This window comes from Hyalangium sp. (assembly GCF_045802625.1).
Taxonomy (GTDB): domain Bacteria; phylum Myxococcota; class Myxococcia; order Myxococcales; family Myxococcaceae; genus Hyalangium.
Genome location: NZ_JBJMQP010000190.1, coordinates 43,401 through 69,243 on the forward strand (window position 1 = coordinate 43,401; position 25,843 = coordinate 69,243).

The window sequence follows — 25,843 nt, forward strand, 5'->3', positions numbered from 1 at the left end:
GATGCCCACAAGGCTTGGTTGGATCGTGGTGCTGGGACTGCTGTTGGAAGGCTTGCTGGGGTGCGGAACCAACCCCAACGTCCGGGCGCGTCGCCTGCCGGATAAACGCATTCAGGTCGATGGCCCACTGGCCGGTCCGTTCAAGACGACCGAAGAACTGGGGGCGCGAGCCTGCGAGATCATGACCAGCCAGGGCGGTGCATCAGGTGGGAACGAGGGGTCGGAGTACTGCGCGGTTCATTACTACAGAATCGACAATTCTCGCCTGGAGACTTGAAAGGTCGTTGGATTCCGCCTCGTGTGGCTGACAAGAAAACAGGCCGTGTCTTCCAGCGCGAGTTGTTTTTGTTTTATCGCGAAAGATCTGGAGAGTGCAGAGCGTACAGCTACAACTATGCCACGCGCATCGTGGCAGCTCTACGTGAGGGGAAATGGAACCCCATTGGTCAGGTCTCCACCGATTCCGGTGATTTTCAGATGTTTGAAGGAAAAGATTGGTTGCCCTGATCGGTTGAATACACGTACTCCGTTGAGAGGTGGTCACAATGAGGGCGCTGCTTGTCATTGTCTGCTGCTGCAGCTCCAGTCTGCTGACGGGTTGCTCCTACTTCGGATACTACAAACTCCCGAAGGCGGAGCGAGCGCCACCCCAAGAGGCTGAGAAGGTGGTCTTCCCAAATTCCTACGCAGAGGGAATTCACCTGGATGGCCCAACGATGGCGGCGCTTGAAATCGCCAGGCACGAATTCATGCCCCCAGGAGTGAAGGCGACCTCCAGCGATGAGCGACTGGCGCACTGTCTGGCTCGCCGGGATGTCTATGACGTTACGGTGCTGAAGGCGAATGACGATCTCTACTTCGTCAGCTTTCTTCCGAACCTGGCTCGTTGTGGCATCGAGCCTGAAGTCATGCTGATGGATGCGGGTGCCGTCTACGCGATTGATGGACGCGGGCGCGTGCTCAATGTGCTGTGAGACTTGGCTTCCAGAACCTGGAACTCGCCAGAGATGAGCTGAGGCAACAGGCGGTCGCGCAGTGCTGCCAGCGTCTGGCCCACATGGATGTTGGCGAGCAGCTTGTCGAAGAGGGGCCGTGTGAGCTGGTCGAACGCCTCGACGCACTGCTCGTCGGGGAGGGCGATGGGGTAGCGGGACATGCGCTCCCAGCTCGTGCGGGGCATCCGGGTGCCATCGGAGCCCGCGTCGGCGAAGGTGACGAACTCGGTGCTGGACAGGTGTCCGAGCACGAGGCCGAGGAAGGCCTCTCGTTGGGGCTCCACCACGACGATGTCGGTCGAGCAGACTCCATCGACCGGAGCGAGCCCCACCTTGTGGAAGTAGGGGCGCAGCTTGCCGAACAGCAACTGCCCCCGGCGGAATCGGAACTTCTGGCTCTGTACCTGCGCGGCCGTGCCCCACTGCGCGAGCGCAATGGAGCGCTGAGGCATGTGCTCCAGGCCGATATAGGGCGTTGAGGCCTCGAGCTCTCCCGGCCGCGCGCGCGCCCGAACCTGCCGGGCGACGTCTCCGAGCGTTCCCCAGCGCCAGCCCTTGGGCAGGGGGCCGTCATCCGTCGAGGTGAACTCGCTGGGGAACAGCGCGGCGGCCTCGTCACTCAGGCCGATGGGTCTCCGGCCCTCGGACTTCGCCGTGACGGGGTAGAACTCGACGAACCAGGCCTGGAACAGCTTCGAGGCCAGCGCCTCCAGCGTGCGGTTGAGCTGCCGGGCCAGCTCGATGCGCTCATCGAGGGTTCCAAGCCTCTCGGCGATGTGTCGCTGGGCTGTGAGCGGAGGCAGCCGCACCTGGATCTCCTCCAGGACGGAAGTCTTGAGGTACGGCAACGCCGAGCCCTCGATCAGCTCCTCGAAGTCGAGCGTGCAGAGCAGGTAGTACAGGAAGCCGGGGTCCACGCCCTCGCGGGGAACGGCCGCCATCAGGTTGTTGTCGAGGAGCGTGGGACGGGTGGTCAGCCGCTTGCGGTTCTGACGGATCGCCTCGCCAATCTTCGCGAAGATGACCGAGGCGGCGGGGACAGGCCGGGCCCTCAGCGTGGCGGCGGCCTCGGAGTCCACCCAGTTCTCGGCGCGAGAGATGAACAGCTCATTGCCCGAGCGGTTCAGATCGCTGACCTTGATGAACGGCAGCTCGCCCCGGCGGCGCCCCTGGAACTGGAGCGGGAAGCCCACTCCGGCTCGGAACTCACAGATGTCCCTGAGCGGCAAGGCCTTGCCTTCACGAGCCACGGTTGAGCTCCTTCACCAGTGCGCGCAGCCGCTCGTCCAGCACCGTGGCTCGGGTGAGCTCCTGCTCCAGTTGAGTGGTCAGCCGCGGCAGGCTCTCCTCGAAGTCCTCGGCGTCCTCCACATCCGCGGCCCCCACGTACCGCCCGGGGGTGAGCGCATAGCCCTGCGCTCGAATCTCCTGGAGGCCGGTCACCCGGGCGAAGCCTGGCACCTCGTTGGGGCGGCCGGTGCGGCGGAACTCGCGGTAGACGGAGGCGACGCGCTCCACATCCGCGTCGCTGAGCTGGCGCTGCTTGCGCGACCCTGGAATCAGCGCCCCCAGCGCCCGCCCATCGATGAACAGCAGCTCTCCCTGCCGCTTGCGGCTGTCCCGTCCTCCCGCGCGGGCCTTCGAGAGGAACCACAACGTGCAGGGAATCTGCGTGTTGGCGAAGAGCTGCGAGGAGAGCTGGACCACGCAGTCCACCAGGTCGGCCTCGACGAGGGCCGTTCGCACCTCCAGCCGCCCGGCGTGGTTGTTGGAGAGCTCTCCGGCCGCCATCACGAAGCCCGCCGTGCCTCCCGCCTTGAGGTGATGCAGGAAGTGCATCATCCACATCGGGTTCGCGTTGCGGGGCGCGAGCGGCATCCGCTTCCCGGCAACCCGCAGGCGCGGATCCGCCTGGGAGATCTCGTCCACGCCCCAGCCCTCGCGGCCTTTCGAGCCGTCGTTGAAGGGCGGGTTGGCCAGGATGTAGTCGGCCTTCAGCGCCGGGTGCTTGTCGTCGAAGTAGGTGTTGCCGAGGCGGACGTCACCCTCGAGGCCGTGGATGAACAGGTTCATCCGGCACAGGCGGTAGGTGAACTCCTTGCTCTCCTGGCCGAAGAACGAGAGCTTCCGGCTGTGCTTCGCGAAGATGTCCGACTGCACGAACATGCCGCCGGAGCCGCAGCACGGATCGTAGACGATGCCCCGCGTTGGCTCGAGCATGGCGACCAGCAGCCGCACGATGCTGGCCGGCGTGAAGTACTCGCCGCCACGCTTGCCCTCGGAGGAGGCGAACTCGCCGATGAAGTACTCGTAGACGCGGCCGAGCAGATCCTCCCCGCCATGCTCCTGGGTGAAGATCTCTCGCGAGAACAGGTGGAGCAGCCGCGTCACGTTCTGCCGGTCCATGTGGGACGTGGCGTAGATCCTCGGCAGCAGGCCCCGCAGCCTGGCGGGGTAGGCCGTCTCCAGGGCTTCCAGGGCGTCATCGAGCCGGAGCTTGATGTCGTCATCGCTGGCGTGCGCGAGCAGCTCGCTCCAGCGGGCCTTCTTGGGGACGGGGTAGGCGCCGGGCCGGCGGAGCTCGGCTCGGAGCGAGAGGTAGCGCAGGAAGATGAGGGGGAGGACGAAGCGCTTGTACTCGGCCGGCTCGATGGCACCCCGGAGCGTGACGGCAGCCTGCCAGAGCTCCTTGATCAGCTCCGTGGAGCCGGTGCCCTCCAGCGCCAGGGTCCTGAGGCCCCGCTTTCGATCGGCGGATGCTGATGTCCTGGCCAACGTTCTCCCCCCCTTGAGGAAACCGTCACGAGTCTGTCACGCAACAACGCTAACAGCGTGAAACAGTGTTTCACGTGTTTCGGCGAGCAGTCTTCATTTCACGGAAGACTTGACACGGGGAGTAAGTCGTCTTCACGGGCGGTTCGGGTCGACGGTGAGCCCCATCTCGCGCAGCTCCGCATGGAGCTTCAGCCGGGCCTGGGCCCAGGGCAGGGCCTCCACCCGGTAGCCGGAGAGCGCATCGAGCAGCTGCGCGCGATAGCTCGGGTTGCCGGGGTCGGCGATCACCACCACGCCGCGATCGGCATGGGAGCGGATGAGCCGGCCCACGCCCTGGCGCAGCAGCAGCAGCGCTCTCGGCAGGCGGTACTGGACGAAGCCCAGGTACTCGCTGCCGCCGCGGATCAGCGCTTCCTCACGCGCGGCCACCAGGGGCCGGGACGGAGGCTCCAGCGGCAGCTTGTCGATGAAGACGCAGCCCACGCCGCGCCCGGGGATGTCCACGCCCTGCCAGAAGCTCTTCGTGCCCAGCAGCACCGTCCCCGCGTCCCGCTCCTGCCGAGCCACCAGCGAGCGCCCGTGGCCGCGGGTCTGCCGCAGCACCTCGATGCCCAGCGGCTCCAGCCGCGTCTGGACGCCAGCGGCCACCCGCTCCAGCCGACGCGTGGAGGCAAACAGCCCCAGCAGCCGGCCTCCCATGGCCTGGGCGAGCCCGGCGATGCGCATCGCCGCCCAGTCCACGAAGGGCTCCTCGTGGGCGCGCGGCGCGTCCGTGACCAGCACGACGAGCGCCTGCTCGCGCAGCCGGAAGGGGGAGGGGGCTCGCAACAGCCGAGGCGCGGGCACCTCGCCCCGTCCGGTCAGCCCCAGGCGCCGCAGGACGAAGGGGCTCTCGGGGCCCGTGCTCAGCGTGGCCGAGGTGAGCACCAGCGCCCGCTTCGTCGCCGCGAAGTCCTTCGAGACGAAGGCCGAGACGTCGATTGGCTGGGCCCCCACGCTCCACCGCTGCCGCTTGGGCTCCGCCGTGGCCGCGTAGCACCGGCCCTCGGAGGGCTCACCCGCGAGCTCTTCCGCCAGCGCCGTGAGATCCGCCAGCTCCGACACCGCGCCGGACAGCTCGCGCTCCAGCGCCGGTTGCCGCACCGCCAGCTCGGGCAACACCTCCAGCGCGCGCACGGACAGCAGCTTGTGCAGCTCTCGCAGCGTCCCGTGCACCTCCCGGATGCCGTCGCGGACCGGCGCCCAGGCGGGCAGGGCGCGCACGGCCTCCGTGATTCGGAGCTCCGGTGCGTAGGCCGCCTCGTCCGAGTCCTCGTTGGGCGCCGCCGCGGGCTCGCACAGCGCCATCACCCGATCGCCCAGCTCCCGGCCCGCGGAGAGCAGCGCCTGGAGCGCGGACTCCACCTCGCTCATGAGCACGCGGCTCTCGGCTCGCCTCGTGGCCGCGAGCGCCCGCCGCAGCTCGGCGAACAGGCCCCGCCGCCCGTCCCGTCCGTGCAGCCGCTCGGTGAGCCGGAAGAAGGCCGCGTCCGACAGCTCCAGCGTGCGGGCCGTGGTGGCCACGTCCTCCACCTCGTGGGCCTCGTCCAGCACCAGGTGATCCAGCTTCGGGTAGCGAGGCGGCCAGGCGAAGGCCAGCGACTGGTTGATCACGAGCACGTCCGCCGCTTTCGCCTGCGCCACCGCCGAGTGGTAGTAGCAGCGGCGGTAGTGCGGGCAGCGCTCGCCCAGCGTCGTCGCCGCCTCCGAGCGCACCGCCGGCACCAGCATGTTGAGCTGGGGGAAGCGCTCGCGGAACCAGTGGCTCAGCCGGTCCAGGTCTCCATCCGGGCTGCGCCGCAGGAAAGCGCGCAGGTAGGCTCGGGGGGCGCGCGCCTCGTGCGTCATCCCCGGCTCCACCAGCGTCGCCTCCAGCGCGCGCCGGCGGCACAGGTAGTTCGTCTGGCCCTTGAGCAGCGCGTACCCGAAGGCGCCTCCCGTGGCGCGGTGGAGCCTCGGCAGATCCTTGTCGATGAGCTGGTCCTGCAGCGTCTTGGTGTGGGGCGCCACCGCCACCTTGCGCCCGTTGCGCGCCGCGAACAGCGCCGCCGGAGCCAGGTAGGCCAGGGACTTGCCCGTCCCCGTGCTGGCCTCCACCGCCAGCTGGCCGCCCTCGGAGAGCGTGCGCGCCACCGCCTGGGACATCTCGAGCTGGGCGGGCCGGCTCTTGAAGCCCTCCTCCATCCGCTCCAGCGCGCCGCCGGGACCGAGCAGCGCAGCCACCTCCGAGGCCTTCACGGGCTGCACCGGTGTCCCAGGCTCGGGCTCGGGTGGGGCCTTGGCGCCTCCCGCGCGCAGGCGATCGGCGCGGCCCGGCAGGAAGCCTCCGGTCGTCTCCAGCTTCAGGGCCACAGGCGTTGCCCGGCACGCCTCCCACAAGCGAGTCAGCAGCGCCACCAGCGGGCGCTCCTCGGCGCCAGCCTCCGGCTCCGGCTCCGCCTCACCCGCCTCGGCCTGGGCCAGCCTCAGCACCGAGCGCTGGCGGGGATCCAACGTGCTCAGCAGCTCCGCCACGTCGTCCGCGCGGCCCTCGCGGATGTAGCCGTCCAGCGCGTGGAGCAGCACCGCGTGCGTGGCCAGGCAGTCCGTCACCACGCGGTGGGCCGTGCGCGGCTTGTGCCCCGCCCACCGCAGCATCGACTCCAGCGAGTGGCTCGACAGCTCCGGGTGCAGGTAGTGCAGCAGCTCGCACGAGTCGAGCACCGGAGCGCGGATGGGGCCCAGCAGCTTCGGCAGGAAGCCCTTCTCGAAGGGCGCGTTGTGCGCCACCACCGTCCAGCCGGCGAGCGCCTCGCGCAGCTCCGCCAGATCGCTGCCGAAGCGGGGCTTGCCCGCGAGCAGCTCATCATCGATGCCCGTCAGCCGGCGGATGGTGATGGGCAGGGGCCGGGACGCCGAGTACAGCCGGGCGATGCGGCGCACCTCCTGGCCGTTCTCGAAGAAGAGGGCGCCCAGCTCGATGACCTCGTCCACGCGGGGGTCAAGCCCCGTCGTCTCGAGGTCGAGAAATACATGCCGCGTGAAGAGCTCCGACGCGCCGCCCATGGGTAGGGTTCAGCTTAGCCGCCTTCGGGCGTCGGGCCGAGCCTCACTCCACCATGAAGGTGCCGCTGACCATCTGCCCCATCGCGCAGCCGTAGGTGAGCGTCCCCTCCTTGGTCGGGGTGAACGCGATTTCCACGGGCTGGTTGAGCGGCAGCGGGGTGTTGATGTTGTAGTCCTTCATCACCAGATCATTGGCGCAGGTGTGCTCCGTCGTCCGGGTCACCACCAGCTTCACCGGCTCGTCCTTCTTGAGGGTGATGGGGCTGGGCTCGTAGCCCTTCTCCGTCACGCTCAGGGCGACGACGCGAGGGCCCTCTCCAGGCTTGCGCGCCGCCGCGGGAGCCTGCTCCGGCTTGGACTCCTTGGAGCAGCCCTGCTGCGAGAGGACCGCCCCCGCCAGCGCCAGGGCCAGCAGCGGCTTGATCATCTTGGAGAAGAAATGCATGGGTCCTTGTCTCAGGGCGCGGGGGCCGGCTCGTCGGGAGTCTGGGGCTCGAAGCGCAGGATGGCGTGCAGCGGAACGAAGATCTCGCTCCCGGGCTCACCCAGCAGCAGATCGAACCGCCCCGCCTTCTGTAGAGTCATCATCAAGGTGATGCCATTGCGCAGCACCAGGCGGACGGGCTGCCCCACCTGCGGCAGGAAGGGCCGCGGATCAGAGAACGGGCGCTTGTCCGGCTGCCGGGCCACGCTGGAGGGCTTCTGGGTGAGCTTCGGGTCGCGCTCCAGGGAGGGCAGCAGCTTGTCCCAGTCCGTCCGGCGCGCCAGCAGCACCACCTGGAGCTTCTCCAGCCGTCCGGTGCGCTCGAAGGTGAAGGCGATGGGTTCCTCGGTCACGAGCGTGTCCAGCACCGTCCGCTCGGCGAGCACCACCGCCACCTCCGTCTTCGCCGACACCAGGCTGGCCAGGAACTCGGCCACCGCGGCGTTGTCCACCTCGCCGCGCGCCTGCTTGATGGCCGCCTTGCGCTGGGTGCGCTCCTTGCGCGCCATGAACTCGGCGACGGTCATCCCGCTCTGCACCACACCGAAGGCGTCGCCCAGCACGAGCCCCGGGTTCTGGCCCATCAGCTCGTACACCTGATCGAAGCGCTTGGCCTCCTCGGCGTGCAGCTTGCGCCAGATGCGGCACTTCATCTTCCCTTCCAGCTCACCCTTGGCGATGCGCGCGGGCACGTGCTCGCGCGTGGCCAGCGCGAGGATCTGCTCGGGCGTGGGGGGAGGCCGCGGGGCGCCTCGGGGCGGGCGGGCGCCCATGGGAGGACGGGAAGAGAACCCAGGCCCTGCTCCGGGCCCTCGGGGCGGGCCGGAGGGGCGAGGCCCGGGGCTGGCAGGGCGAGGGCTCGGCGAGGCAACGCCGGGGACCGGCCGCGCCGTGGGAGCCGGCACCGGAGTGCTGACGGGCCGCGGCGTGGGGGCCGGCACCGGAGCGCTCGCGGGATGCGGAGCCGCCACGGGAGCGGCTGCCGCCGGAGGCCTCGGGGTCGGCGCGGGCGCGGTGGGCCGCGGGGTGGGAGTGGGGCTGGGACTCGGGGTCGAGGATGACGTGGGCGACACGCCGCCCGGCGTCGACGCGGCAGGGCGCCGGATGACCTCGACTGCGGGAGCGACCCGCCGTGGTTTCCGATCGTTCACGGTCTCACGCTACCTGATAGCCATGACCTGGGGGAGCACAAGGGCTTATGGCTTGAGAGAATCTGATAGGTCAATCTTCCACCCCAAGGCCTCGCGCACCAATCGCACCTCGCGGGCCTGACCCGAGGAGAGCACGCGCACGGTCGCCACGTCCCCCTCCTCCTTTACCAACGTAACTTCCGTAACAGCCGAGGGCAGCGGGGAATTCGTGAAGAGGAGCTCGTAGGGCTCGGGCTTCACGCTGCCGCCGGAGGCATCTTTCAGGGCCTGAGTGCGCGCCGTCAGCATGTCCCGGGTGCTCTGGGACAGCGCCGCATAAGCCCCCTTGTAGTCCCCTTTCCTTACATCCTTCTCGAAGGTCTTGTAGGCATCCACGGGTGTACTGGCGGGTTTGCAGCCGCCCAGGGAGAGCAGGGCCAGCACGAGGAGCGGCATCGCGAACAGGCGCATGACGTACGATCTAGGCCAAAGCCCGCCCAGCGCAAAGCGTCACGCGCTCACTCTTCATGCTGGCGGACGCGGTTACGCCCTGCTCCCTTGGCCGCATAGAGGCATTCGTCCGCCGCGCGCAGCAGATCCTCGGGGGCCTGCAGGGTGGGGGAGGGGAGAGTGGCCACTCCCAGCGACGCGGTGCAGCGCACCTGCCGCTTCGTCCCGTCCGTGCCCTGGTAGTCCAGCTGCAGGCCCTCGATGGCCTCGCGCACCCGCTCGCAGGCGCGCAGCGCGTCCGCGGGGCCCGTCTCGGGCAGCAGGGCTATGAGCTCCTCGCCGCCGTAGCGCGCCAGCAGGTCCACCTCGCGCAGCCGCGCCCGCGTCACCTGGGCCACCGCGCGCAGCACCTCGTCCCCGAACGGGTGGCCGAAGGTGTCGTTGATGCGCTTGAAGAAGTCGATGTCCAGCATCACCAGCGACAGCGGCGAGCGGTAGCGCCGGGCGCGGGCGAACTCCTCCTGCAGCCGCTCCTCGAAGTAGCGGCGGTTGCTGAGGCTGGTGAGCGGATCCGTGCGGCTGAGCGCCAGCAGCTCCTCGCGCTTGCGGGCCAGCTCCTTGTTGGCGCGGTCCAGCTCGCGGTTCTTCTCGATCAGCGCGTCCTGCAGCGCCTTGAGCCGCAGCATGGACTTCACCCGCGCGCCCAGCTCCAGCATGTCGAAGGGCTTCACCAGGTAATCATCCGCGCCCAGCTCCAGCCCCTCGACTTTTCCCGCCGCCTGCCGCGCCGTCATCAGGATGACGGGGATGAAGCCGAAGCCGCCCTCGCCCGAGTTGGCCTTGATGATGCGGCACACCTCCACTCCGCCCAGGCCCGGCATCTCCACGTCCATCAGGATGAGATCCGGCCGGTGCTCGCGGATGGCGGACAGCGCCTGCGCTCCGTCCCGGGCCTCGCGGAAGCGGTAGCCGTGCGGGGCCAGGCCCTGCCGCACGTGCTGCACGTGCGCCGGATCGTCGTCCACGATCAGCACGGTGCGATCGGCCAATTCGCCCGCGGGGCTCGCACGGCGGCCGCCTTCGGGGGGTTTCTTGCTGGCGCTGCTCTCCGGCATCATCGTTCCCACCCCGCAAGAACCCTCATGCCGCACGGGCGTTCCCGGATTCTCTCCAGGCGGGTGGGCAATGCCAAGTCGCCCCCTTGGGGATTCTTCAGGCAGGCTTCACCAGCCGCCCCCGGTAGACGGGCTCTCCGCTCTGCAGGTAGCGCCGCTCGCGCGTGGAGGGCACCTCCTCCGGCTCATACGGATGGAAGGCGCCGCGCCCGAGCGGATTGACGAAGCCGGCCTCCTCCAGGATGGCCAGCATGTTGCGGCCGCGGTCCTCCACGTCCGTGCGCATGTCGAACTTCCCCCCCGGCTGCAATCTGTCCAGAAGCAGACGGGCGAAGTCCGGCTGGATGATGGCGCGCTTGAAGTGGGCGCGCTTCCACCACGGATCCGGGAACTGGAGGTGCACGGCGGCCAGCGAGCCCGAGGCGAAGATGCGGGGCACCACCCCGCGCGCATCGGCCTCGATGACGCGCAGGTTCTTCAGGCCCAGCTTCTCCCCGCGGTTCAGGGTGTCGCGGGCGTACTTCTTGCGCCACTCGAAGGCCACATAGCGCACCTGGGGGTTGCGGCGGCAGTACTCGAGCGCGTGGCCCCCAGCGCCAGAGCCAATCTCCAGCTCCAGCGGGCCGGTGAAGCCGAACTCCGCGTCCCAGTCCGGAGGAGCTTCGAGGTTGACGAACTTCAGGCCGACCGGGTCGGGCAACAGGCGAGGACGAGCCATGATGTGGGCCGCGCTCTATGCCCCACGGCGGCAGGCTTGAACAGGGCAAAAACGCGGGGTTGGGGGTATACACCCACGCTCATGAAGGTCTTCCACTCGGTGTCGGAGGCGCGAGAGCTGGCCGGAGGGGCCGTGGCCCTGGGCAACTTCGACGGAGCCCACGTGGGCCACCAGGCCCTCTTCGCCGAGGCGCGCCGCCACGGGCCCGCCGCCGCGCTCACGTTCAATCCCCACCCGGGCAAGGTGCTGCAGCCGGAGCTGGCGCCCAAGCTCATCACCCTGCTGCCGCGCAAGCTGGAGCTCTTCGAGGCCTATGGGCTTGCGGCCGCGGTGGTGCAGCCCTTCAGCCGCGAGTACGCGCGCACGCCCGCCTCCGCCTTCGAGGAGTCCCTGCTGGACGTGCTGGGCGCGCGTCACCTGGTGGTGGGCTCGGATTTCACCTACGGCGCGGCGCGCTCGGGCACGGTGGCCACCCTGCGCGAGGCCGCGGTCCAGCGCGGAGCCCAGGTGCACGTGGTGCAGCCCGTCACCGTGGACGGCGTGGTGGCCTCCTCCAGCAAGGTGCGCGAGTACATCCTCGAGGGCCGGGTGGCCGCGGCGCAGAAGCTGCTCGGGCGGCCCTTTGATCTGGACGGGCTGGTGGTGCCGGGCGCGGGGCGCGGGCGCGGCATCGGCTTTCCCACCGCCAACGTGGACACCCAGAACGAGCTCCGGCCCGCTCCCGGCGTGTACGCCATCCGGGTACGCCTCAAGGAGGACTCCGAGGGGCTCTGGCGCCCGGCGGTGGCCAATATCGGCGTCAAGCCCACCTTCGGCGGCTCCGTGGTCACCATCGAGGCCCACCTGCTGGGCTACCAGGGCGATCTCTACGGCAAGGAGCTGCGGGTGCAGTTCCTGGAGCGCCTGCGCGCCGAGCAGCGTTTTGGCTCCGTGGCCGAACTCGTGGGCCAGATCAAGCGGGATGTCGAGGCTGCTCGCACGGTCATCGCCCGAGCAGACGTTTAACCCTTTTCAGCGCTTTTCCCGTGTCGGTTCAATGGTTTGCCACTTCTGGAAGCTTTGGGCACTTACCTTGACAGGCTGTGCACGGGTTCTCTCTAATCCCGGGCGGATTCTGACAACTGGTCCGTCCCACCCTGCCCCTCGGCAGCGCCAGGCGCTCCAGGGGTGATTGCTCGTCTTTCCTTCCGCTCGAGGCTGCTGAATGTCCGGTCGACTTGGTGAACTGCTGGTCCGCGAGAACCTCATCACCGTTCAGGCTCTACGCAAAGCGCAGGAGGAGCAGCAGAAGAGCGGCGCGCGCATTGGCACCGCGCTCATCCGCACGGGCGCCATCGAGGAGTCCAAGCTCACGGACTTCCTCTCCAAGCAGTACGGCGTGCCGGCCATCAACCTCAAGGACTTCGACATCGACCCGGAGATCATCAAGCTGGTCCCCAAGGAGGTCGCCGAGAAGCATCTGGTCATCCCCGTCAACCGCGCCGGCCCGTCGCTGATCGTCGCGATGTGCGATCCGTCCAACATCTACGCGGTGGACGACCTGAAGTTCCTCACCGGCTACAACATCGAGTCGGTGGTGGCCTCGGAGATCTCCATCCGCGAGGCCATTGAGCGCTACTACGCGGAGAAGGGCCCCTCGCTCGACAAGATCGTCGAGGAGATGGCCGACGAGGACATCGAGGTCTCCAAGGAAGAGGACGAGAACATCGAGGAGATGGCCAAGGCCGCTGACGACGCGCCCGTGGTCAAGCTGGTGAACCTCATCCTCATGGACGCCATCAAGAAGGGCGCGTCCGATATCCACGTGGAGCCGTACGAGAAGGACTTCCGCGTGCGCTTCCGCATCGACGGCTCGCTCTACGAGGTCATGCGCCCGCCGATGAAGCTGCGCAACGCCATCACCAGCCGTCTGAAGATCATGGCGGAGCTGGACATCTCCGAGCGCCGCCTGCCGCAGGACGGCCGCATCAAGATCAAGATGGGCGGCGGCAAGGAGATGGACTTCCGCGTCAGCGTGTGCCCCACGCTGTTCGGCGAGAAGGTCGTTATGCGTCTGCTGGACAAGTCGAACCTCCAGCTGGACATGACGAAGCTGGGCTTCGATGCGACGCCGCTGGCCTGGTTCAAGGAGGCCATCGAGCGGCCCTACGGCATGGTGCTGGTGACGGGGCCGACGGGTTCGGGCAAGACGACGACGCTGTACTCGGCGCTCTCGTCGCTCAACCAGATCGACACCAACATCTCCACCGCCGAGGACCCGGTCGAGTTCAACTTCGCCGGCATCAACCAGGTGCAGATGCATGAAGACATCGGCCTGAACTTCGCCGCGGCGCTGCGCAGCTTCCTGCGTCAGGACCCCGACATCATCATGATCGGCGAGATCCGAGACTTCGAGACGGGCGAGATCGCGGTGAAGGCCGCGCTCACCGGCCACCTGGTGCTCTCCACGCTGCACACCAACGACGCCCCTGGCACCGTGAGCCGTCTGCTCAACATGGGCATCGAGCCGTTCCTCGTCACGGCCTCGCTCAACCTGATCCTGGCCCAGCGTCTGTGCCGCCGCCTGTGCAAGGAGTGCAAGCGCCCGGCGGCCAACGTGGACGAGAAGGCGCTCATCGACGCGGGCGTGCCCCCGGAGAAGATCGGCGCCTTCACCATGTACGAGAAGGTTGGCTGCCGCGAGTGCAATGACCGTGGCTACCGCGGCCGCGTGGCCGTGTACGAGGTCATGCCCTTCTGGGACGGTCTCAAGGAGCTGGTCATCAACGGCGCCTCCGCCGCCGAGCTCAAGCAAGAGGCCATCCGCCTGGGCATGAGCTCTCTGCGCATGTCCGCCCTGGCCAAGATGATGGACGGCGTCACCACGCTCGAAGAGGTGGTGGGCAACACCGCTCCGGATCGCTTCTAACTCTTTCCACCTCACACTTCACCGCAGCTCGAAGGACTTCCTCCGTGGCAAACCTGCACCAGCTTCTCAAGGCGATGGTCGAGAAGGGCGCTTCCGACCTCCACATCACCACTGGCTCCCCGCCGCAGCTCCGCGTGGACGGCGAGCTGGTGCCGCTGAAGACGGCCCCCCTCACGCCGGTGGAGACCAAGCAGCTCTGCTACTCGATCCTCACGGACGCCCAGAAGCACAAGTTCGAGGAGGACAACGAGCTGGACCTGTCCTTCGGCGTGAAGGGCCTGTCGCGCTTCCGCGCCAACGTCTACATGCAGCGCGGCGCGGTGGCCGGCGCCTTCCGGACCATTCCCTTCAAGATCCTCACCTTCGCGGAGCTGGGGCTGCCGCCGGTGGTGGCCGAGCTGGTCAAGCGCCCCCGCGGCCTCATCCTCGTCACGGGCCCCACGGGCTCGGGCAAGTCCACCACGCTGGCGTCGATGATCGACAAGATCAACACCGAGCGTCATGAGCACATCATGACGATCGAGGATCCGATCGAATACCTGCACCCGCACAAGAACTGCCTGGTCAACCAGCGCGAGGTGGGCGCCGACACGCGCAACTTCAAGACGGCGCTCAAGTACATCCTCCGCCAGGACCCGGACATCGTGCTGGTGGGCGAGCTGCGAGACCTGGAGACCATCGAAGCGGCGCTCACCATCGCCGAGACGGGCCACACCTGCTACGCCACGCTGCACACCAACAGCGCGGTGCAGACCATCAACCGGGTGCTGGACGTGTTCCCGCCGTACCAGCAGCCGCAGGTGCGCGCTCAGATGTCCTTCGTGCTCGAGGGCGTGATGAGCCAGTCCCTGGTGGCCAAGGCGGGCGGCCCCGGCCGCGTGCTGGCGCTGGAGGTCATGGTGCCCACGCCCGCTATCCGCAACCTGATCCGCGAGGACAAGGTGCACCAGGTCTACTCCTCCATGCAGGTGGGCCAGGCGAAGTACGGCATGCAGACCTTCAACCAGGCTCTGGCGCAGCTGCTGGCGCGCAGGTTGATCAGCCAGGAGGAGGCCTTCGGCCGCTCCAGCGATCCTGAGGAGCTGCGCAACATTCTGTCGGGCAGTGTACCCGGCGGCGCACCGCAGCGGCCAGGCGGCGGAGCCCCCGGCCGTTAGTTATGGGTTTTGAAGACGCGCGGTAGACTGTCGGTCCCCGCGGAGGTCCATTGTCATGGCGGCAACAGCACAGAGACAGATTCAGAAGAAGACCACCCAGTGGCTCTGGGAAGCCAAGACCAAGGGCGGGGAGACCAAGAAGGGCGAGATGGAGGCCGGCGACGCCGAGGCCGTCAACGCGCGCCTCAAGTCGCTCGGCCTCAACCCGGTCAAGGTCAAGAAGAAGCCGATCGAGATCAACATCAGCATCGGCTCGGGCGTGACGGGCAAGGACATCCTTGTCTTCACCCGCCAGTTCGCCACGATGATCGACGCCGGCCTTCCCCTGGTGCAGTGCCTGGACATCCTGGGCAGCCAGATGGACAACCCGGCCTTCAAGAAGGTCGTCTTCCAGATCAAGGGCAAGGTCGAGCAAGGCTCCACCTTCGCGGACGCGCTCAAGGATCACCCCAAGGTCTTCGACGAGCTGTTCGTGCAGCTGTGCGCCGCGGGCGAGGTGGGCGGTATCCTCGACACCATCCTCAACCGTCTGGCGGCCTACCGTGAGAAGGCCGAGAAGCTCAAGCGCAAGGTCAAGAGCGCGATGACCTACCCGGCCATCGTCATCCTCGTGGCCATCGGCGTGACGGCGCTGCTGCTGCTCAAGGTGACGCCGGTGTTCGCGAAGATGTTCGCGGACTTCGGCTCGGCGCTGCCGGCGCCCACCCAGTTCGTGGTGGACACCTCCGAGTGGCTGCAGAAGTACATCATGCACCTGCTGATCAGCATCGGCTCCGTGGTCTTCTTCTTCTGGTGGACCTACAACAACCCGAAGGGCCGGAAGATCCTGGACAAGGTGGTGCTGAAGTTGCCGCTGTTCGGGTCGGTGATCCGCAAGGTGGCGGTGGCGCGCTTTACCCGCACGCTGGGGACGATGATCTCCTCGGGCGTGCCCATCCTGGACGCGCTGGACGTGACGGCGAAGACGGCGGGTAACCGCACCGTGGAAGAGGCCATCTACTACGTGCGCGGTAAGATCGCCGAGGGTAAGAACATCGCCGGCCCGCTGCTGGAGACGGGCGTGTTCCCCTCCATGGTGGTGCAGATGATCGGCGTGGGTGAGGCCACGGGCGCCATGGACGCGATGCTCAACAAGATCGCCGACTTCTATGATGACGAGGTGGACACGGCCGTCGCCGGCCTGACGGCGATGATCGAGCCGCTGCTGATGGTGTTCCTGGGCGGCGTGGTGGGTGGCTTCCTCATCGCGATGTACCTGCCCATCTTCTCCATCGCCGGTGCCATCAAGTAAGCAGAGCTCCCTCCGGTGACATCCAGTCGAGCCGCGGCGCTCGCCCCGCTGCCGGGCGAGCCCGAGCTGCGCGTCCGGTTGACGTGGTTGTCCGTCTTCCGGGCCGTCGCCACCAGCCTGCTGTTGACCGTGTTCGCGCTGCGGCTGCTCGCCTCGTCAACCACGAGCGAGCTGTCGCGCCGGGACACCCTGGCCTTCCTGGGCATCGGGCTCATCTACGTCCTGACGCTCATCTACGGGCTGTGGCTGCGCCGGGGCCGGGTGGGCCGCTCGGCCGCCATCGTCCAGGTGGCGGGAGATGTGCTCATCGCCTCGGGCCTGGTGGCCGCGACGGGTGGGGCGGACTCTCCGCTGGCCTTTACGTACTCGCTGGCGGTGATCGCCGCCTCCATCCTCTTGTCGCAGCGCGGGGCCTTCGTGACGGCCGCGGCCTGCTCGGGGGTGTACGGCGCCGTGGTGGCCACGCACCTGCTGCAGCTGGGCTCCGAGCCACCCGCGGCGCTGCTGGTGCAGTTCAGCTTCACCTACGCCAGCAACGTCCTGGCGCACTTCCTGATCGCGGCGCTGGCGGGCTTCCTCAGCCGGCAGCTGCTGGCGGCGGGCGGGCGGCTCTCGGCCAGCCAGGCGGATCTGCGGCGGCTGGCCACCCTCCATCAGCAGATCCTCGACAGCAGCCCCTCCGGGCTCCTCACCTGCGAGGAGGATGGGCGCATCTCGTTCATCAACCGCGCCGGCCTGAGCATCCTCGGCGTGGATGAGGGTGCCGCGCGGACCCGGCGCGTGCAGGAGCTGCTGCCCGGGCTGCCGGTGATGGAGCGGGTGCCGCGCTCGGAGCTGAAGGTGGAGACGGCCCGGGGGCCTCGCATCCTCGGCCTCACGCTGGCGCCGCTGGAGGGCACCGGCCACGCCAGCCGCCTCATCGTCTTCCAGGATCTGACGGCGCTGCGGCGCGCCGAGGACGAGCTGCGGCGGGCGGACCGGCTGGCGGCGCTGGGCACGCTGGCGGCGCAGCTGGCGCACGAGATTCGCAACCCGCTGGCGGCGATGCGCGGCTCGGCGCAGATGCTGGCGCAGGACGGGGCCGAGGATCCGGGCATGTCGCGGCTGACCACCATCCTGCTGCGCGAGTCGGATCGGCTCTCGCGGTTGGTGGAGGAGTTCCTGCGCTTTGCCCGCCCGCCCAAGCCGGTGGCCCGGCCGGTGGAGCTGGAGCAGCTCGTCCGGGAGACGCTGGAGATGCTGCAGACGGATCCGCTCAGCAGCGGCGTGGAGCTGGAGCTGGACGTGCGGCCGGTGGCGGCCACGGTGGATCCGGATCAGCTCCGCCAGGTGCTGCTCAACCTGGCGCGCAACGCCTTCGAGGCGGCGGGGGCGGGCGGCCGGGTCCGCGTGTCCCTGGCGAGCGAGGGGGGCGTGGTACGGCTGTGCGTGTGGGACTCGGCGGGCGCGATACCGGAGTCACACCTGGGGCGTATCTTCGAGCCGTTCTTCACCACGCGAAGTGGCGGGACGGGATTGGGGCTGGCTACGGCATACTCCATCGTGCGGGCGCACGAGGGCCGTCTCCAGGTGGCCTCCACGCCCGAGACGGGGACGGAGTTCACGGTGGAGCTGCCGCTGGCCGCGGAGGAGGTGCAGGGTGCACGTGCTGGTAGTGGATGACGAGCTGTCGATGCGCGAGTACCTCGAGGTGCTGCTGTCCCGCGTGGGCTACCGCGTCAGCATCGCGGGCAATGAGAAGGCCGCCGTCGAGACGCTGGGCGCGGGGGGCGTGGACGTCGTCATCTCCGACATGAAGCTGGGGACAGGCAGCGGGCTGAGCGTGCTGAAGGCCGCGCGGGCCCAGTCGGCGCCGCCCGAGGTCATCCTCATCACCGCGTTTGGCACGCCGGCGGCCGCCGTGGAGGCGATGCGGGCGGGCGCGTACGACTACATCTGCAAGCCCTTCGACAACGAAGAGCTGAAGCTGCTGGTGCAGAAGGCCCTGGAGAAGCGGGGGCTGCGCGAGGAGAACCGGCAGCTGCGCCGCTCGCTCAGCGGCATGCGCGGGCTGTGGGTGGGAGAGAGCCCGGCGATGCAGGAGGTCTGGGGGCTGGTGGAGAAGGTGGCGCCCAGCCGCACCACCGTGCTCATCATGGGCGAGAGCGGCACGGGCAAGGAGCTGGTGGCGCGCGCGCTCCACCTGCGCAGCACGCGCGCCGGAGCGCCCTTTCTCCCCGTCAACTGCGCCGCGCTCAACGAGGGCGTGCTGGAGAGCGAGCTGTTCGGCCACATCAAGGGCGCCTTCACGGGGGCCCAGGCGGACCGCGCGGGCATCCTCGTCTCGGCGGGGGAGGGCACCGTCTTCCTGGATGAGATCGGCGAGGTGCCGATGTCCACGCAGGTGAAGCTGCTGCGCGTGCTGCAGGAGCGGCGGGTGAAGCCGGTGGGCAGCTCCACCGAGGTGCCCTTCCAGGCGCGCGTGGTGGCGGCCACCAACAAGCGGCTGGAGGCCGAGGTGAAGGCCGGCCGCTTCCGCGAGGATCTGCTCTACCGCCTCAACGTCATCACCGTGGATCTGCCGCCCCTGCGCGAGCGCACGGGAGACATTCCGCTGCTGGCGCGCCACTTCCTGGCGCAGATGCGCGAGGAGCTGGGGCGGCCCAACCTGGACTTCTCGCCGACGGCCATCGAGGTGCTGGAGCGCTATTCCTTTCCGGGCAACGTGCGCCAGCTCCAGAACATCATCGAGCGCGCCGCCACGCTCGCGGACACGGATGTGCTCGGGCCGGAGACGCTGCCCTCCGCGCTGCGCGGAGAGGGAGAGGCAGAGCAGCAGTCCGCGGGCACCGTGGAGCTGCCCAATGGCTTCTCGCTCGAGCGCTACCTGGATGATGCGGAGCGGCGCTACCTGCTGGCCGCGCTCCAGCGGGCCGGAGGCGTGAAGACGCGCGCGGCGGAGCTGCTCGGGCTGAGCTTCCGCTCCTTCCGCTACCGGGCCGCCAAGCACGGCCTCGGAGACCGCGAGGACGGCGGCGACTCCGGTCCGGCGTAGCGCCCGGAGCAGCTGGACACATAAAAAAGGCGAGCGACGAAGGGTCGCTCGCCTTTCTCATGGGCTCAAAGCCTGGGCGCCGCGCGGGCTACTTGAAGTCGCGGCGCGAGAACAGGACGATCGCGATGGCGATCATCACCGCCGAGTAGGCCACCGCGTAGAGCATGGACGGCAGCAGCTGGGACAGCGGCGTGGGCAGCTCGTACGTGGCCTGCACGCGGTAGTTGAGGCGCGCCAGGTCCGGCAGCGCGTAGTACACGCCCCTGCCCACCCACCGCAGCAGCGGGCTCTCCGACTTGCGCGACAGCTCGTAGATGTCACCGCCCAGGTGGCCGGCGAAGTACGCGCCAATCGTCACCGTCGCCGACACCATCTGGCTGGAGAAGCTGGACATCAAGAAGCCGATGCTGCTGAGCACCAGCAGCTCGAAGAAGAGCATGCCGATGGCGACGAACTGGGCCTGGGTGAAGCTCGTTCCGTACAGGGCGATCTGCCCGAAGAAGAGCAGCCCCATGGCCGCCAGCAGCACCGCCAGGGTGAGCATGTTGCCCGCGAAGCGCGCGGTGAGGAACGTCGCTCGGGAGATGGGCTTGGAGACGATGAGGAACAGCGTCTTGCGCTCGATCTCCCGGCTCAGCATGCCGCTGGACAGGAAGACGGAGAGCAGCACCAGCACGATGCTCATCACCCCGAGGCCCACGTCCGTGAGCACGCGATCAAAGGTGGAGACGGCCAGGTTGGTGAGCAGGGTGGAGGCCACCAGGAGCCCGAAGGCGAACGCGCCCACCACCACGGTGACGCGGTTGCGCCGGGCCTCCCGGAAGCCATTGAGGGTGAGCGCGAGGAACGGCCGCATCATGACTGAATCTCTCCTCCGACAGTGCCGTGCTTGGCCTCGCTCATGGCCTGGAGGAACAGCTCCTCCAGCGAGAAGCGGGCTGGCTGCAGTTGGGTGACGCGGCCGCCCGCACTCAGCACGCTCTTGAGCAGCGGCTGCACGTGGGCGTCTCCGGCGCGCACCCGCACGCGGTTGGTCAAGTCCTGCACCTGCTCCAGCGGGTGCCCCAGGCCGCGCACCGCGTCCGGGGCCAGGCCCTCGATGGTGAGCTCCACCAGCGGCACCTGCGTCGTGAGCAGCTCCTGCACGCTGCCCTCGCGCGCCAGCTTGCCGTTGACGAGCACCGCCACGCGGTTACACAGCGCCTCCACGTCCGGGATGATGTGCGTGCAGAAGAGCACCGTGGTGCCCCGCTCGCGCTCCTGGAGGATGAGATCTCGAATCTCCCGGCGGCCCACCGGATCCAGGCCGCTGGTGGGCTCGTCCAGGATGAGCAGCTTGGGCCGGCCGACAATGGCCTGCGCCAGGCCAATGCGCTGCACCATGCCCTTGGAGTAGCGGCGGATCTGCAGGCCCGCGGTGCGGCCCATGCCCACCGAGCCCAGCACCTCCTTCACCCGCTGATCCAGCTCATGCCCGCTCAGCCCCACGAGCTGGCCGGCCAGCCGGACGAACTCCTCGCCCGTGAGGTACTCGTAGGGGGCGGGGTTCTCCGGCAGGAAGCCCACATTGCGGCGGGCCTCCTTCGCGTCCGGCGCGTGCCCGAAGAGCCGCGCCGTGCCGCTGGTGGCCTGGACGAGGTTCATCAGGATCTTGATGGTGGTGGACTTGCCGGCCCCGTTGGGACCGAGCAGGCCATAGACCTGTCCGGGCTGAATGGAGAGGGTGAGGCCCTGAAGTGCCAGCACCCGCTTGTTCATCCAGAAACCCAGGCGGTACGTCTTCGACAGGTCCCGGGTCTCAATGGCTAACGTTTCGGGAGCGCTCATGGCGTGTTGTGTGCGTCGTGTTGGTCCGGCTGCGGCGATTGCTGCTGCTGCTGCTGCTGCTGCTGTTCCTTCGCGAGCTCTTTGTCGAACTCGGGCGGCCTCAGGCGCGTCCGGCGGTTGCTGGACCAGCTCTTCCCGTCCGGATCGAAGCCGATGTACCCGCCCATGGGATCCGCGGGGATGCTGGGTAGATCACCCTGGGCGACCAGCTCGGACATGGTCTGCGGCATGCGGCCCTCGCGCTTCTTGAAGGCGGCGATGGCGTCATCCACCTTCACCAGCACCTGTTCCAGGCGGATGTCCGCGGCGCGCTCCTCGAACATCTGGCGCATCTCCGGGTCCGTCTCGTTGTCCCGGAACATCTCCACCATGGCGAGGGCGGTGTCGAAGCGGCGGTTGAAGGCCAGCATGCGCGTGGCGAACTCCGGCACGAACTTGCTCGTGTTGGGCAGCGTGGCGGCGATGCGCAGGTGCTCGGCGGCGGCGGCGTGCTCGCCAAAGTAGTAGCTCAGGTTGTACGCGAGGAACAGGCGCAGGTCCGCGTCCTCGGGGAAGACCTTCACTCCCTTCTCGAGGATCTTCCGCGCCTCCACCGTGTTCACCCACGTCTCGCGGCCCAGGTTGGTGGGGATGGCGTTGCCCGCGTAGGCGTAGACCTTGTGGAACTGGGGGTCCAGGTCCGTGATCAGGTCCGCGTAGTAGAAGAGATCCAGGTAGCGCGTGGGATCCTGGCTCTCGCCGCCCCGGCCCGCGGCCTGGATGGCCTGCAGCCAGTAGTAGTCGGTGACGAGCGAGCGCTGCCCGGCGCCCAGCACGCGCAACATCTCGAGGCGGGGGAGCAGCGGAGCCCGGTAGGGCCCACGGGGCGGGTCTCGCGGCGGCTCCGAGAGCGCGCCCACGGTCCCAATTCCCAAGAGGCAGATGGCCAGTGTCAGAGGGGACTTCATCGCTTGAGATCCGCACACTACTGGCGCCAGGCGTGGCAGACCAGCAGGAGTCAAACCCGTGGCGGGCGTCCGCCTGCCTAGTCGCAGTTGACGTCGTTGTTGACGTTGAACGGCTCACCCGCGGCCACGTGGATGGCCACGCCGCCGGTCGAGGGGCAAGCAGGGGTGACATCGCCATCCGACGAGGAGACCAGCCAGGTGTCCGCCGTGTCGCCGAGCGTGTTGTCCACATCCCCCGTGGCAAAGCCCAGGAAGTCCCAGCTCTCTCCGCTGCCCTTGAGCCCAGGCGTCGTGGTCAGGCCATTGGCGGTGGCCTTGGCGTTCCAGTTGGCCGAGGCCGGAGCCACGATGGGGAAGGTGGTGGGGAAGCCGGTGAACTTGAAGGTGTCCACCGCGACGCAGTCGTCGTTGGGGTTCTGCTTCAGGTTGATGGTCGTGCGATCCTCCACGGTGGTGCACGGATCATTCATGAGGTAGCTGTAGCGGTTGCCGCGCTCAGGGTTGAACCCTGGCACCCGGATCTCCGGGTTCGGCCGCTTGGACAGGGTGCGGAACCCCGTGAACAGGGTCTTGAGGTTGGCGTTGGCCTCAGACTGTCGGGCTCGCGCTTGGAAGCGGAGGAAGTTTGGGATCGCGATGGCCGCGAGGATGCCGATGATCGCCACCACGATCATCAACTCAATCAGCGTGAAGCCGCGTGGATTCTGCCGAGTCATGCGAGGGTCTCCCAAACAAAACAGGCCGGGATGAACGGGCATCCCGGCCTGTCGGACATCATCAACTGTCAACGCAGGAGTTAGTCGCAGTTCACGTCGTTGTAGACGTTGAACGGCTCGCCAGCGGCAACAGGCTGGCCGGCGGAGGTCGGGCAGTTGGCGCCCAGGCTGCCGTCAGAGGAGCCGATCACCCAGGTGTCAGCCTTGTCGGTGCCCAGGGTGTTGTCCACGTCACCCGCGGCGTAGGCCAGGAAGCACCAGTTGTCCTGGCTGCCGAAGATGCCGGCGGCGCCCGCCATCGACACGCCGGAGCACTTGGCATCCCACGTCACGGAGGTCAGGGCCTCGGGGGCGAAGAACAGGGGGAAGCTGGTGAACTTGAACTGGTCCGTACCAACGCAGGTGTCGTTGTTGTTCTGCTTGGTGTCCACCTTGCTGCGGTCCTCAGTGGAGGAGCAGGCGTTCTCCAGGTGGTAGCTGTAGCGGTTGCCGCGCTCCGGGGCGAAGCTGGTGGCGCGGATGACCTGGGGCGGCATGCGCTGCTGGGTGCGCAGACCGGTGAAGAGGGACTTGAGGTTGGTGTTCGCCTCGGACTGACGAGCGCGCGCCTGGAACCGGATGAAGTTCGGGATCGCGATGGCCGCGAGGATACCGATGATCGCCACCACGATCATGAGCTCGATGAGGGTAAAACCACGATTGCGACGAGTCTGGGTCATGTCTGCTGCTCCTTACAGTCGGCGAGGACTGGGGGTGAACGACGGGCTCCGTCATAGCAAGGGAAGGGCCACCTGCGCCAGATCTGCTAAGTGCGCTGATCGCTTAGAGCCTCCCGGGGGCCCTGCGGGCCAAGAGCCGGGGAGATCGACAAATTTTGGCACCCAGCGACGAAATTGGGCACCCGGATCAGCGCCGTCCGGCGTTTTCGGGCACCGCGGCGAGGCGCTCGAAGGTAGCCTCAGTGGCCCATGGCTCTGGAGTTGCCGCCCTTTCTCTCTTCTCTGCTGACTGTCTGGCTCTTCGTGATGGGCCTGTGCGTCGGCAGTTTCTTGAATGTCGTCATTGCGCGCGTTCCGCACGGAGAAAGCATCGTCCGGCCGGGCTCTCGCTGCCCGAAGTGTGGTCACGCCCTCTCCTGGTACGAGAACATTCCGCTCCTCTCGTGGCTGGCGTTGAGGGGCCGTTGCCGGAGCTGCAAGGCCCCCATCTCGATTCGCTACCCGCTGGTGGAGCTGCTCGTGGGGCTGCTCTTCCTGGCGTGCGTGCGCCGGTTCGACTTCTCGTGGGGCTTGGTGTCCGGGCTGGTGCTCGTCTCGCTGCTGGTACCGCTGACCTTCATTGATCTGGAGCATTGGATCCTGCCCTTCTCCCTCACCGTCCCAGGCATCGTGGCGGGGGTGGCTCTGGCCATTCCGCAGGGCCTGGGGGCGCTGCGCGATGCGGCTCTGGGCGCGGTGGTGGGGTTCCTCGCCTTCCGGCTGATGGAGTACGTGGGCTGGAAGCTGCTCAAGCAGGAGGCGCTCGGCGCGGGCGACAAGTACCTGGTGGCGATGCTGGGCGCGTTCCTCTCCTGGCGGACCCTGCTGGGTGTCCTCTTCCTCTCCTCGCTCCAGGGCGCCGTGGTGGGCGTGCTGCTGATTGCGCTCACGGGCCGGGCGGGGCCGCGCTCCGAGTCCGCGCCGGCCGAGTCCTCTCCGCCGCCCGAGCCCGGGGCCGAGTCTCCGTCACCCGAGTCCGGCGCTCAGTCTCCAGAGGAAGAGGACAAGCCGCTGCCCGAGCTGACGATGACGTGGGAGTTCACCAAGCCGGGGTTGCCGCTGTGGTGGCGGCTGGTGCTGGTGCCCTACTGCTTGCTCTTCCAGGACATCCCGGATCCGCCCACGGACGAGGCGGGAGAGGAGATCGACTGGGTGCCGGGCAAGACGAACATCCCCTTCGGGCCCTGGCTGGCGCTGGCGGGGCTGGAGATCCTGCTGCTGGCGCCGTGGCTGGCTCAGGTGCTGCCGCCCCAGCTCGCCGTGCTGGTGGGAGGCGCGCGGTGAGGAGGCGCGGGGCGAGATGAAGTGGCGCATCGCCAGCGTGGCCTTCCTCCTGGGCTCGATCAGCACGGGGCTGTCGTGGCTCACGCTCCAGCCCGCGCTCATCCGGTTGCTGGAGGTCGCGCGCCGGTTTGCTCCCGCCGACAGCCCCGAGGCAGAGGTGCTCTCGCGCGTGCGGGGCTTCCTGCCCTTCGCGCTCGGGCTGGATCTGCTGGTGCTGGGAGCGCTGGTGTACTTCGTGCTCGACCTGACCGTGGGCCGGCCGCTGCGCAACACGGAGATCGCCGTGGAGCAGCTCGGCAGGCTCGAGCTGGATCTGGCGCCGGTGTCCCAGGGCGGGCCGCTGCTGTCACGCATCCAGAGCGCGCTGAACCGGATGGCCGAGGCGCTGCGCGAGGAGCAGGCCAAGACGCGCGCTCAGCTCGAGGCGCTGCGGCAGGCCAACGCGCGGCTGTCACGCGCGCAGACGGAGCTGATCTCCGCCGAGCGGCTGGCCACCGTGGGCAAGCTGGCGGCGGGCGTGGCCCACGAGGTGGGCAACCCGCTGGCCGGAATCCTCGGCTACCTCTCTCTGGCGCGCATGCGAGCCCCCACTCCCGAGCTGAAGGAATATCTGGAGCGCATCGATCATGAGGTGAACCGCATTGACGGCATCGTCCGTGGGCTGCTGGATCTGGGGCGCCCCAGGCCCGCCACGCTGGGGCCGGTGGACGTCAGCCAGGTGGTGGAGACGTGCGTGAAGCTGGTGCGCGCGGGCCCGGAGCTGTCCCGGGTGAAGGTGGACTTCGCGCTCGAGCCGGGGCTGCTGGCGCGCGCCGACACCGGGCCGCTCTCGCAGATCCTCATCAACCTGGTGCTCAACGCCGCGCAGGCCATGGGAGGGGAGGGTGGGGTGCGCGTCTCCTCCCGGCGCGAGGGCGGCGAGGTGCGCCTGGAGGTGGAGGACACCGGGCCCGGCATTCCCGCGGACGTCATGCCGCGCCTCTTCGAGCCCTTCTTCACTACCAAGGAGGGCAAGGGCACCGGGCTGGGGCTGGCCGTGTCGCTGCACCTGGCGCAGAGCATGGGCGGCCGGCTCTCCGCGGAGAACGTCCCGGGGGGCGGCGCTCGCTTCATTGTCCACCTTTCGGCGCCTTGAGACGGGAACTCCCTTTCGTCAGGGCGCTGGGAGAT

General features: G+C 68.3%; 24 protein-coding genes and 1 pseudogene. 11 read left to right on the top strand and 14 right to left on the bottom strand.

Going from position 1 to position 25,843, the window contains the following annotated elements; translation table 11 throughout:
- The first annotated feature begins 1 nt into the window (after position 1).
- The 3 genes from ACJ8AT_RS31885 (at position 2) to ACJ8AT_RS31895 (ending at position 974) form a co-directional block, all read left to right on the top strand.
- Complete coding sequence (locus ACJ8AT_RS31885) at positions 2-277, top strand: hypothetical protein (RefSeq protein WP_407741717.1); 276 nt, start codon at positions 2-4, stop codon at positions 275-277.
- 23 nt (positions 278-300) lie between these two features.
- Complete coding sequence (locus ACJ8AT_RS31890) at positions 301-507, top strand: hypothetical protein (protein WP_407741718.1); 207 nt, start codon at positions 301-303, stop codon at positions 505-507.
- Positions 508-716: 209 nt separating this feature from the next.
- The gene (locus ACJ8AT_RS31895) at positions 717-974 is read left to right on the top strand and encodes a hypothetical protein (RefSeq protein WP_407741719.1); all 258 of its coding nucleotides are present in this window, start codon (positions 717-719) and stop codon (positions 972-974) included.
- Here the strand turns inward: ACJ8AT_RS31895 and ACJ8AT_RS31900 are convergent.
- The 8 genes from ACJ8AT_RS31900 to ACJ8AT_RS31935 all read right to left on the bottom strand — a co-directional run bounded on the left by ACJ8AT_RS31900 (position 932) and on the right by ACJ8AT_RS31935 (position 10,751).
- Complete coding sequence (locus tag ACJ8AT_RS31900) at positions 932-2,245, bottom strand: restriction endonuclease subunit S (RefSeq protein WP_407741720.1); 1,314 nt, start codon at positions 2,243-2,245, stop codon at positions 932-934. The genes ACJ8AT_RS31895 and ACJ8AT_RS31900 overlap by 43 nt on opposite strands.
- Positions 2,235-3,770 (bottom strand): N-6 DNA methylase, encoded by a 1,536-nt coding sequence (locus ACJ8AT_RS31905; RefSeq protein ID WP_407741721.1) that lies wholly within the window; start codon positions 3,768-3,770, stop codon positions 2,235-2,237. Before ACJ8AT_RS31905 ends, ACJ8AT_RS31900 begins: the two co-directional genes overlap by 11 nt.
- 132 nt (positions 3,771-3,902) lie before the next feature.
- The gene (locus ACJ8AT_RS31910; protein ID WP_407741722.1) at positions 3,903-6,854 is read right to left on the bottom strand and encodes a helicase C-terminal domain-containing protein; all 2,952 of its coding nucleotides are present in this window, start codon (positions 6,852-6,854) and stop codon (positions 3,903-3,905) included.
- A gap of 43 nt (positions 6,855-6,897) precedes the next feature.
- On the bottom strand, positions 6,898-7,299 hold the full coding sequence (locus ACJ8AT_RS31915) for a cupredoxin domain-containing protein (RefSeq protein ID WP_407741723.1): 402 nt from the start codon (positions 7,297-7,299) through the stop codon (positions 6,898-6,900).
- An 11-nt stretch (positions 7,300-7,310) separates the two neighbouring features.
- A complete protein-coding gene (locus ACJ8AT_RS31920; protein WP_407741724.1) occupies positions 7,311-8,111 on the bottom strand; it encodes a hypothetical protein in 801 nt (266 codons plus the stop codon).
- A gap of 423 nt (positions 8,112-8,534) precedes the next feature.
- The gene (locus ACJ8AT_RS31925) at positions 8,535-8,939 is read right to left on the bottom strand and encodes a hypothetical protein (protein WP_407741725.1); all 405 of its coding nucleotides are present in this window, start codon (positions 8,937-8,939) and stop codon (positions 8,535-8,537) included.
- A 47-nt stretch (positions 8,940-8,986) separates the two neighbouring features.
- Positions 8,987-10,036 carry a diguanylate cyclase gene (locus tag ACJ8AT_RS31930; RefSeq protein ID WP_407741726.1) on the bottom strand — a complete coding sequence of 350 codons (1,050 nt, stop codon included), beginning with the start codon at positions 10,034-10,036 and terminating at the stop codon, positions 8,987-8,989.
- A gap of 94 nt (positions 10,037-10,130) precedes the next feature.
- On the bottom strand, positions 10,131-10,751 hold the full coding sequence (locus ACJ8AT_RS31935) for a tRNA (guanine(46)-N(7))-methyltransferase TrmB (protein ID WP_407741727.1): 621 nt from the start codon (positions 10,749-10,751) through the stop codon (positions 10,131-10,133).
- A gap of 81 nt (positions 10,752-10,832) precedes the next feature.
- On the opposite strand from ACJ8AT_RS31935, the gene ribF reads away from it, so the two are divergent.
- The 6 genes from ribF to ACJ8AT_RS31965 all read left to right on the top strand — a co-directional run bounded on the left by ribF (position 10,833) and on the right by ACJ8AT_RS31965 (position 19,141).
- Positions 10,833-11,756 carry a riboflavin biosynthesis protein RibF gene (gene ribF, locus ACJ8AT_RS31940; protein ID WP_407741728.1) on the top strand — a complete coding sequence of 308 codons (924 nt, stop codon included), beginning with the start codon at positions 10,833-10,835 and terminating at the stop codon, positions 11,754-11,756.
- A 199-nt stretch (positions 11,757-11,955) separates the two neighbouring features.
- Positions 11,956-13,659: a type IV-A pilus assembly ATPase PilB gene (pilB, locus tag ACJ8AT_RS31945; RefSeq protein ID WP_407741729.1), complete on the top strand. Its 1,704-nt coding sequence runs from the start codon at positions 11,956-11,958 to the stop codon at positions 13,657-13,659.
- 44 nt (positions 13,660-13,703) lie between these two features.
- A complete protein-coding gene (locus ACJ8AT_RS31950; RefSeq protein WP_407741730.1) occupies positions 13,704-14,816 on the top strand; it encodes a type IV pilus twitching motility protein PilT in 1,113 nt (370 codons plus the stop codon).
- Between the two features lie 55 nt (positions 14,817-14,871).
- A complete protein-coding gene (locus ACJ8AT_RS31955; protein ID WP_407741731.1) occupies positions 14,872-16,107 on the top strand; it encodes a type II secretion system F family protein in 1,236 nt (411 codons plus the stop codon).
- A 15-nt stretch (positions 16,108-16,122) separates the two neighbouring features.
- Positions 16,123-17,769, top strand: coding sequence for a two-component system sensor histidine kinase NtrB (locus ACJ8AT_RS31960; RefSeq protein ID WP_407741732.1), 1,647 nt, complete (start codon positions 16,123-16,125; stop codon positions 17,767-17,769).
- A gap of 10 nt (positions 17,770-17,779) precedes the next feature.
- Positions 17,780-19,141 (top strand): sigma-54-dependent transcriptional regulator, encoded by a 1,362-nt coding sequence (locus ACJ8AT_RS31965; RefSeq protein WP_407741792.1) that lies wholly within the window; start codon positions 17,780-17,782, stop codon positions 19,139-19,141.
- Positions 19,142-19,229: 88 nt separating this feature from the next.
- On the opposite strand, the gene ACJ8AT_RS31970 is transcribed toward ACJ8AT_RS31965, so the two are convergent.
- The 6 genes and pseudogenes from ACJ8AT_RS31970 to ACJ8AT_RS31995 form a co-directional block, all read right to left on the bottom strand.
- The gene (locus ACJ8AT_RS31970; protein WP_407741793.1) at positions 19,230-19,997 is read right to left on the bottom strand and encodes an ABC transporter permease; all 768 of its coding nucleotides are present in this window, start codon (positions 19,995-19,997) and stop codon (positions 19,230-19,232) included.
- Positions 19,997-20,968 (bottom strand): ABC transporter ATP-binding protein, encoded by a 972-nt coding sequence (locus ACJ8AT_RS31975; protein ID WP_407741733.1) that lies wholly within the window; start codon positions 20,966-20,968, stop codon positions 19,997-19,999. The genes ACJ8AT_RS31970 and ACJ8AT_RS31975 overlap by 1 nt, the downstream gene beginning before the upstream one ends.
- Positions 20,965-21,915, bottom strand: coding sequence for a pilus assembly protein (locus ACJ8AT_RS31980; RefSeq protein WP_407741734.1), 951 nt, complete (start codon positions 21,913-21,915; stop codon positions 20,965-20,967). Before ACJ8AT_RS31980 ends, ACJ8AT_RS31975 begins: the two co-directional genes overlap by 4 nt.
- A 77-nt stretch (positions 21,916-21,992) precedes the next feature.
- A complete protein-coding gene (locus ACJ8AT_RS31985; protein WP_407741794.1) occupies positions 21,993-22,565 on the bottom strand; it encodes a pilin in 573 nt (190 codons plus the stop codon).
- A pseudogene (locus tag ACJ8AT_RS31990) lies at positions 22,538-22,631 on the bottom strand (prepilin-type N-terminal cleavage/methylation domain-containing protein); the annotation flags it as partial. The pseudogene ACJ8AT_RS31990 and the gene ACJ8AT_RS31985, both read right to left, overlap by 28 nt.
- 80 nt (positions 22,632-22,711) lie before the next feature.
- Entirely contained in the window at positions 22,712-23,350 is a 639-nt protein-coding gene (locus tag ACJ8AT_RS31995; protein ID WP_407741735.1) for a prepilin-type N-terminal cleavage/methylation domain-containing protein, read from the bottom strand.
- 306 nt (positions 23,351-23,656) lie between these two features.
- Here ACJ8AT_RS31995 and ACJ8AT_RS32000 point away from each other — a divergent pair, with 306 nt between their 5' ends.
- Both ACJ8AT_RS32000 and ACJ8AT_RS32005 read left to right on the top strand, forming a co-directional pair.
- Entirely contained in the window at positions 23,657-24,673 is a 1,017-nt protein-coding gene (locus ACJ8AT_RS32000; protein ID WP_407741795.1) for a prepilin peptidase, read from the top strand.
- A gap of 16 nt (positions 24,674-24,689) precedes the next feature.
- Positions 24,690-25,808, top strand: a complete 1,119-nt coding sequence (locus ACJ8AT_RS32005) for a sensor histidine kinase (protein WP_407741736.1) — start codon at positions 24,690-24,692, stop codon at positions 25,806-25,808.
- Positions 25,809-25,843: the final 35 nt, after the last annotated feature.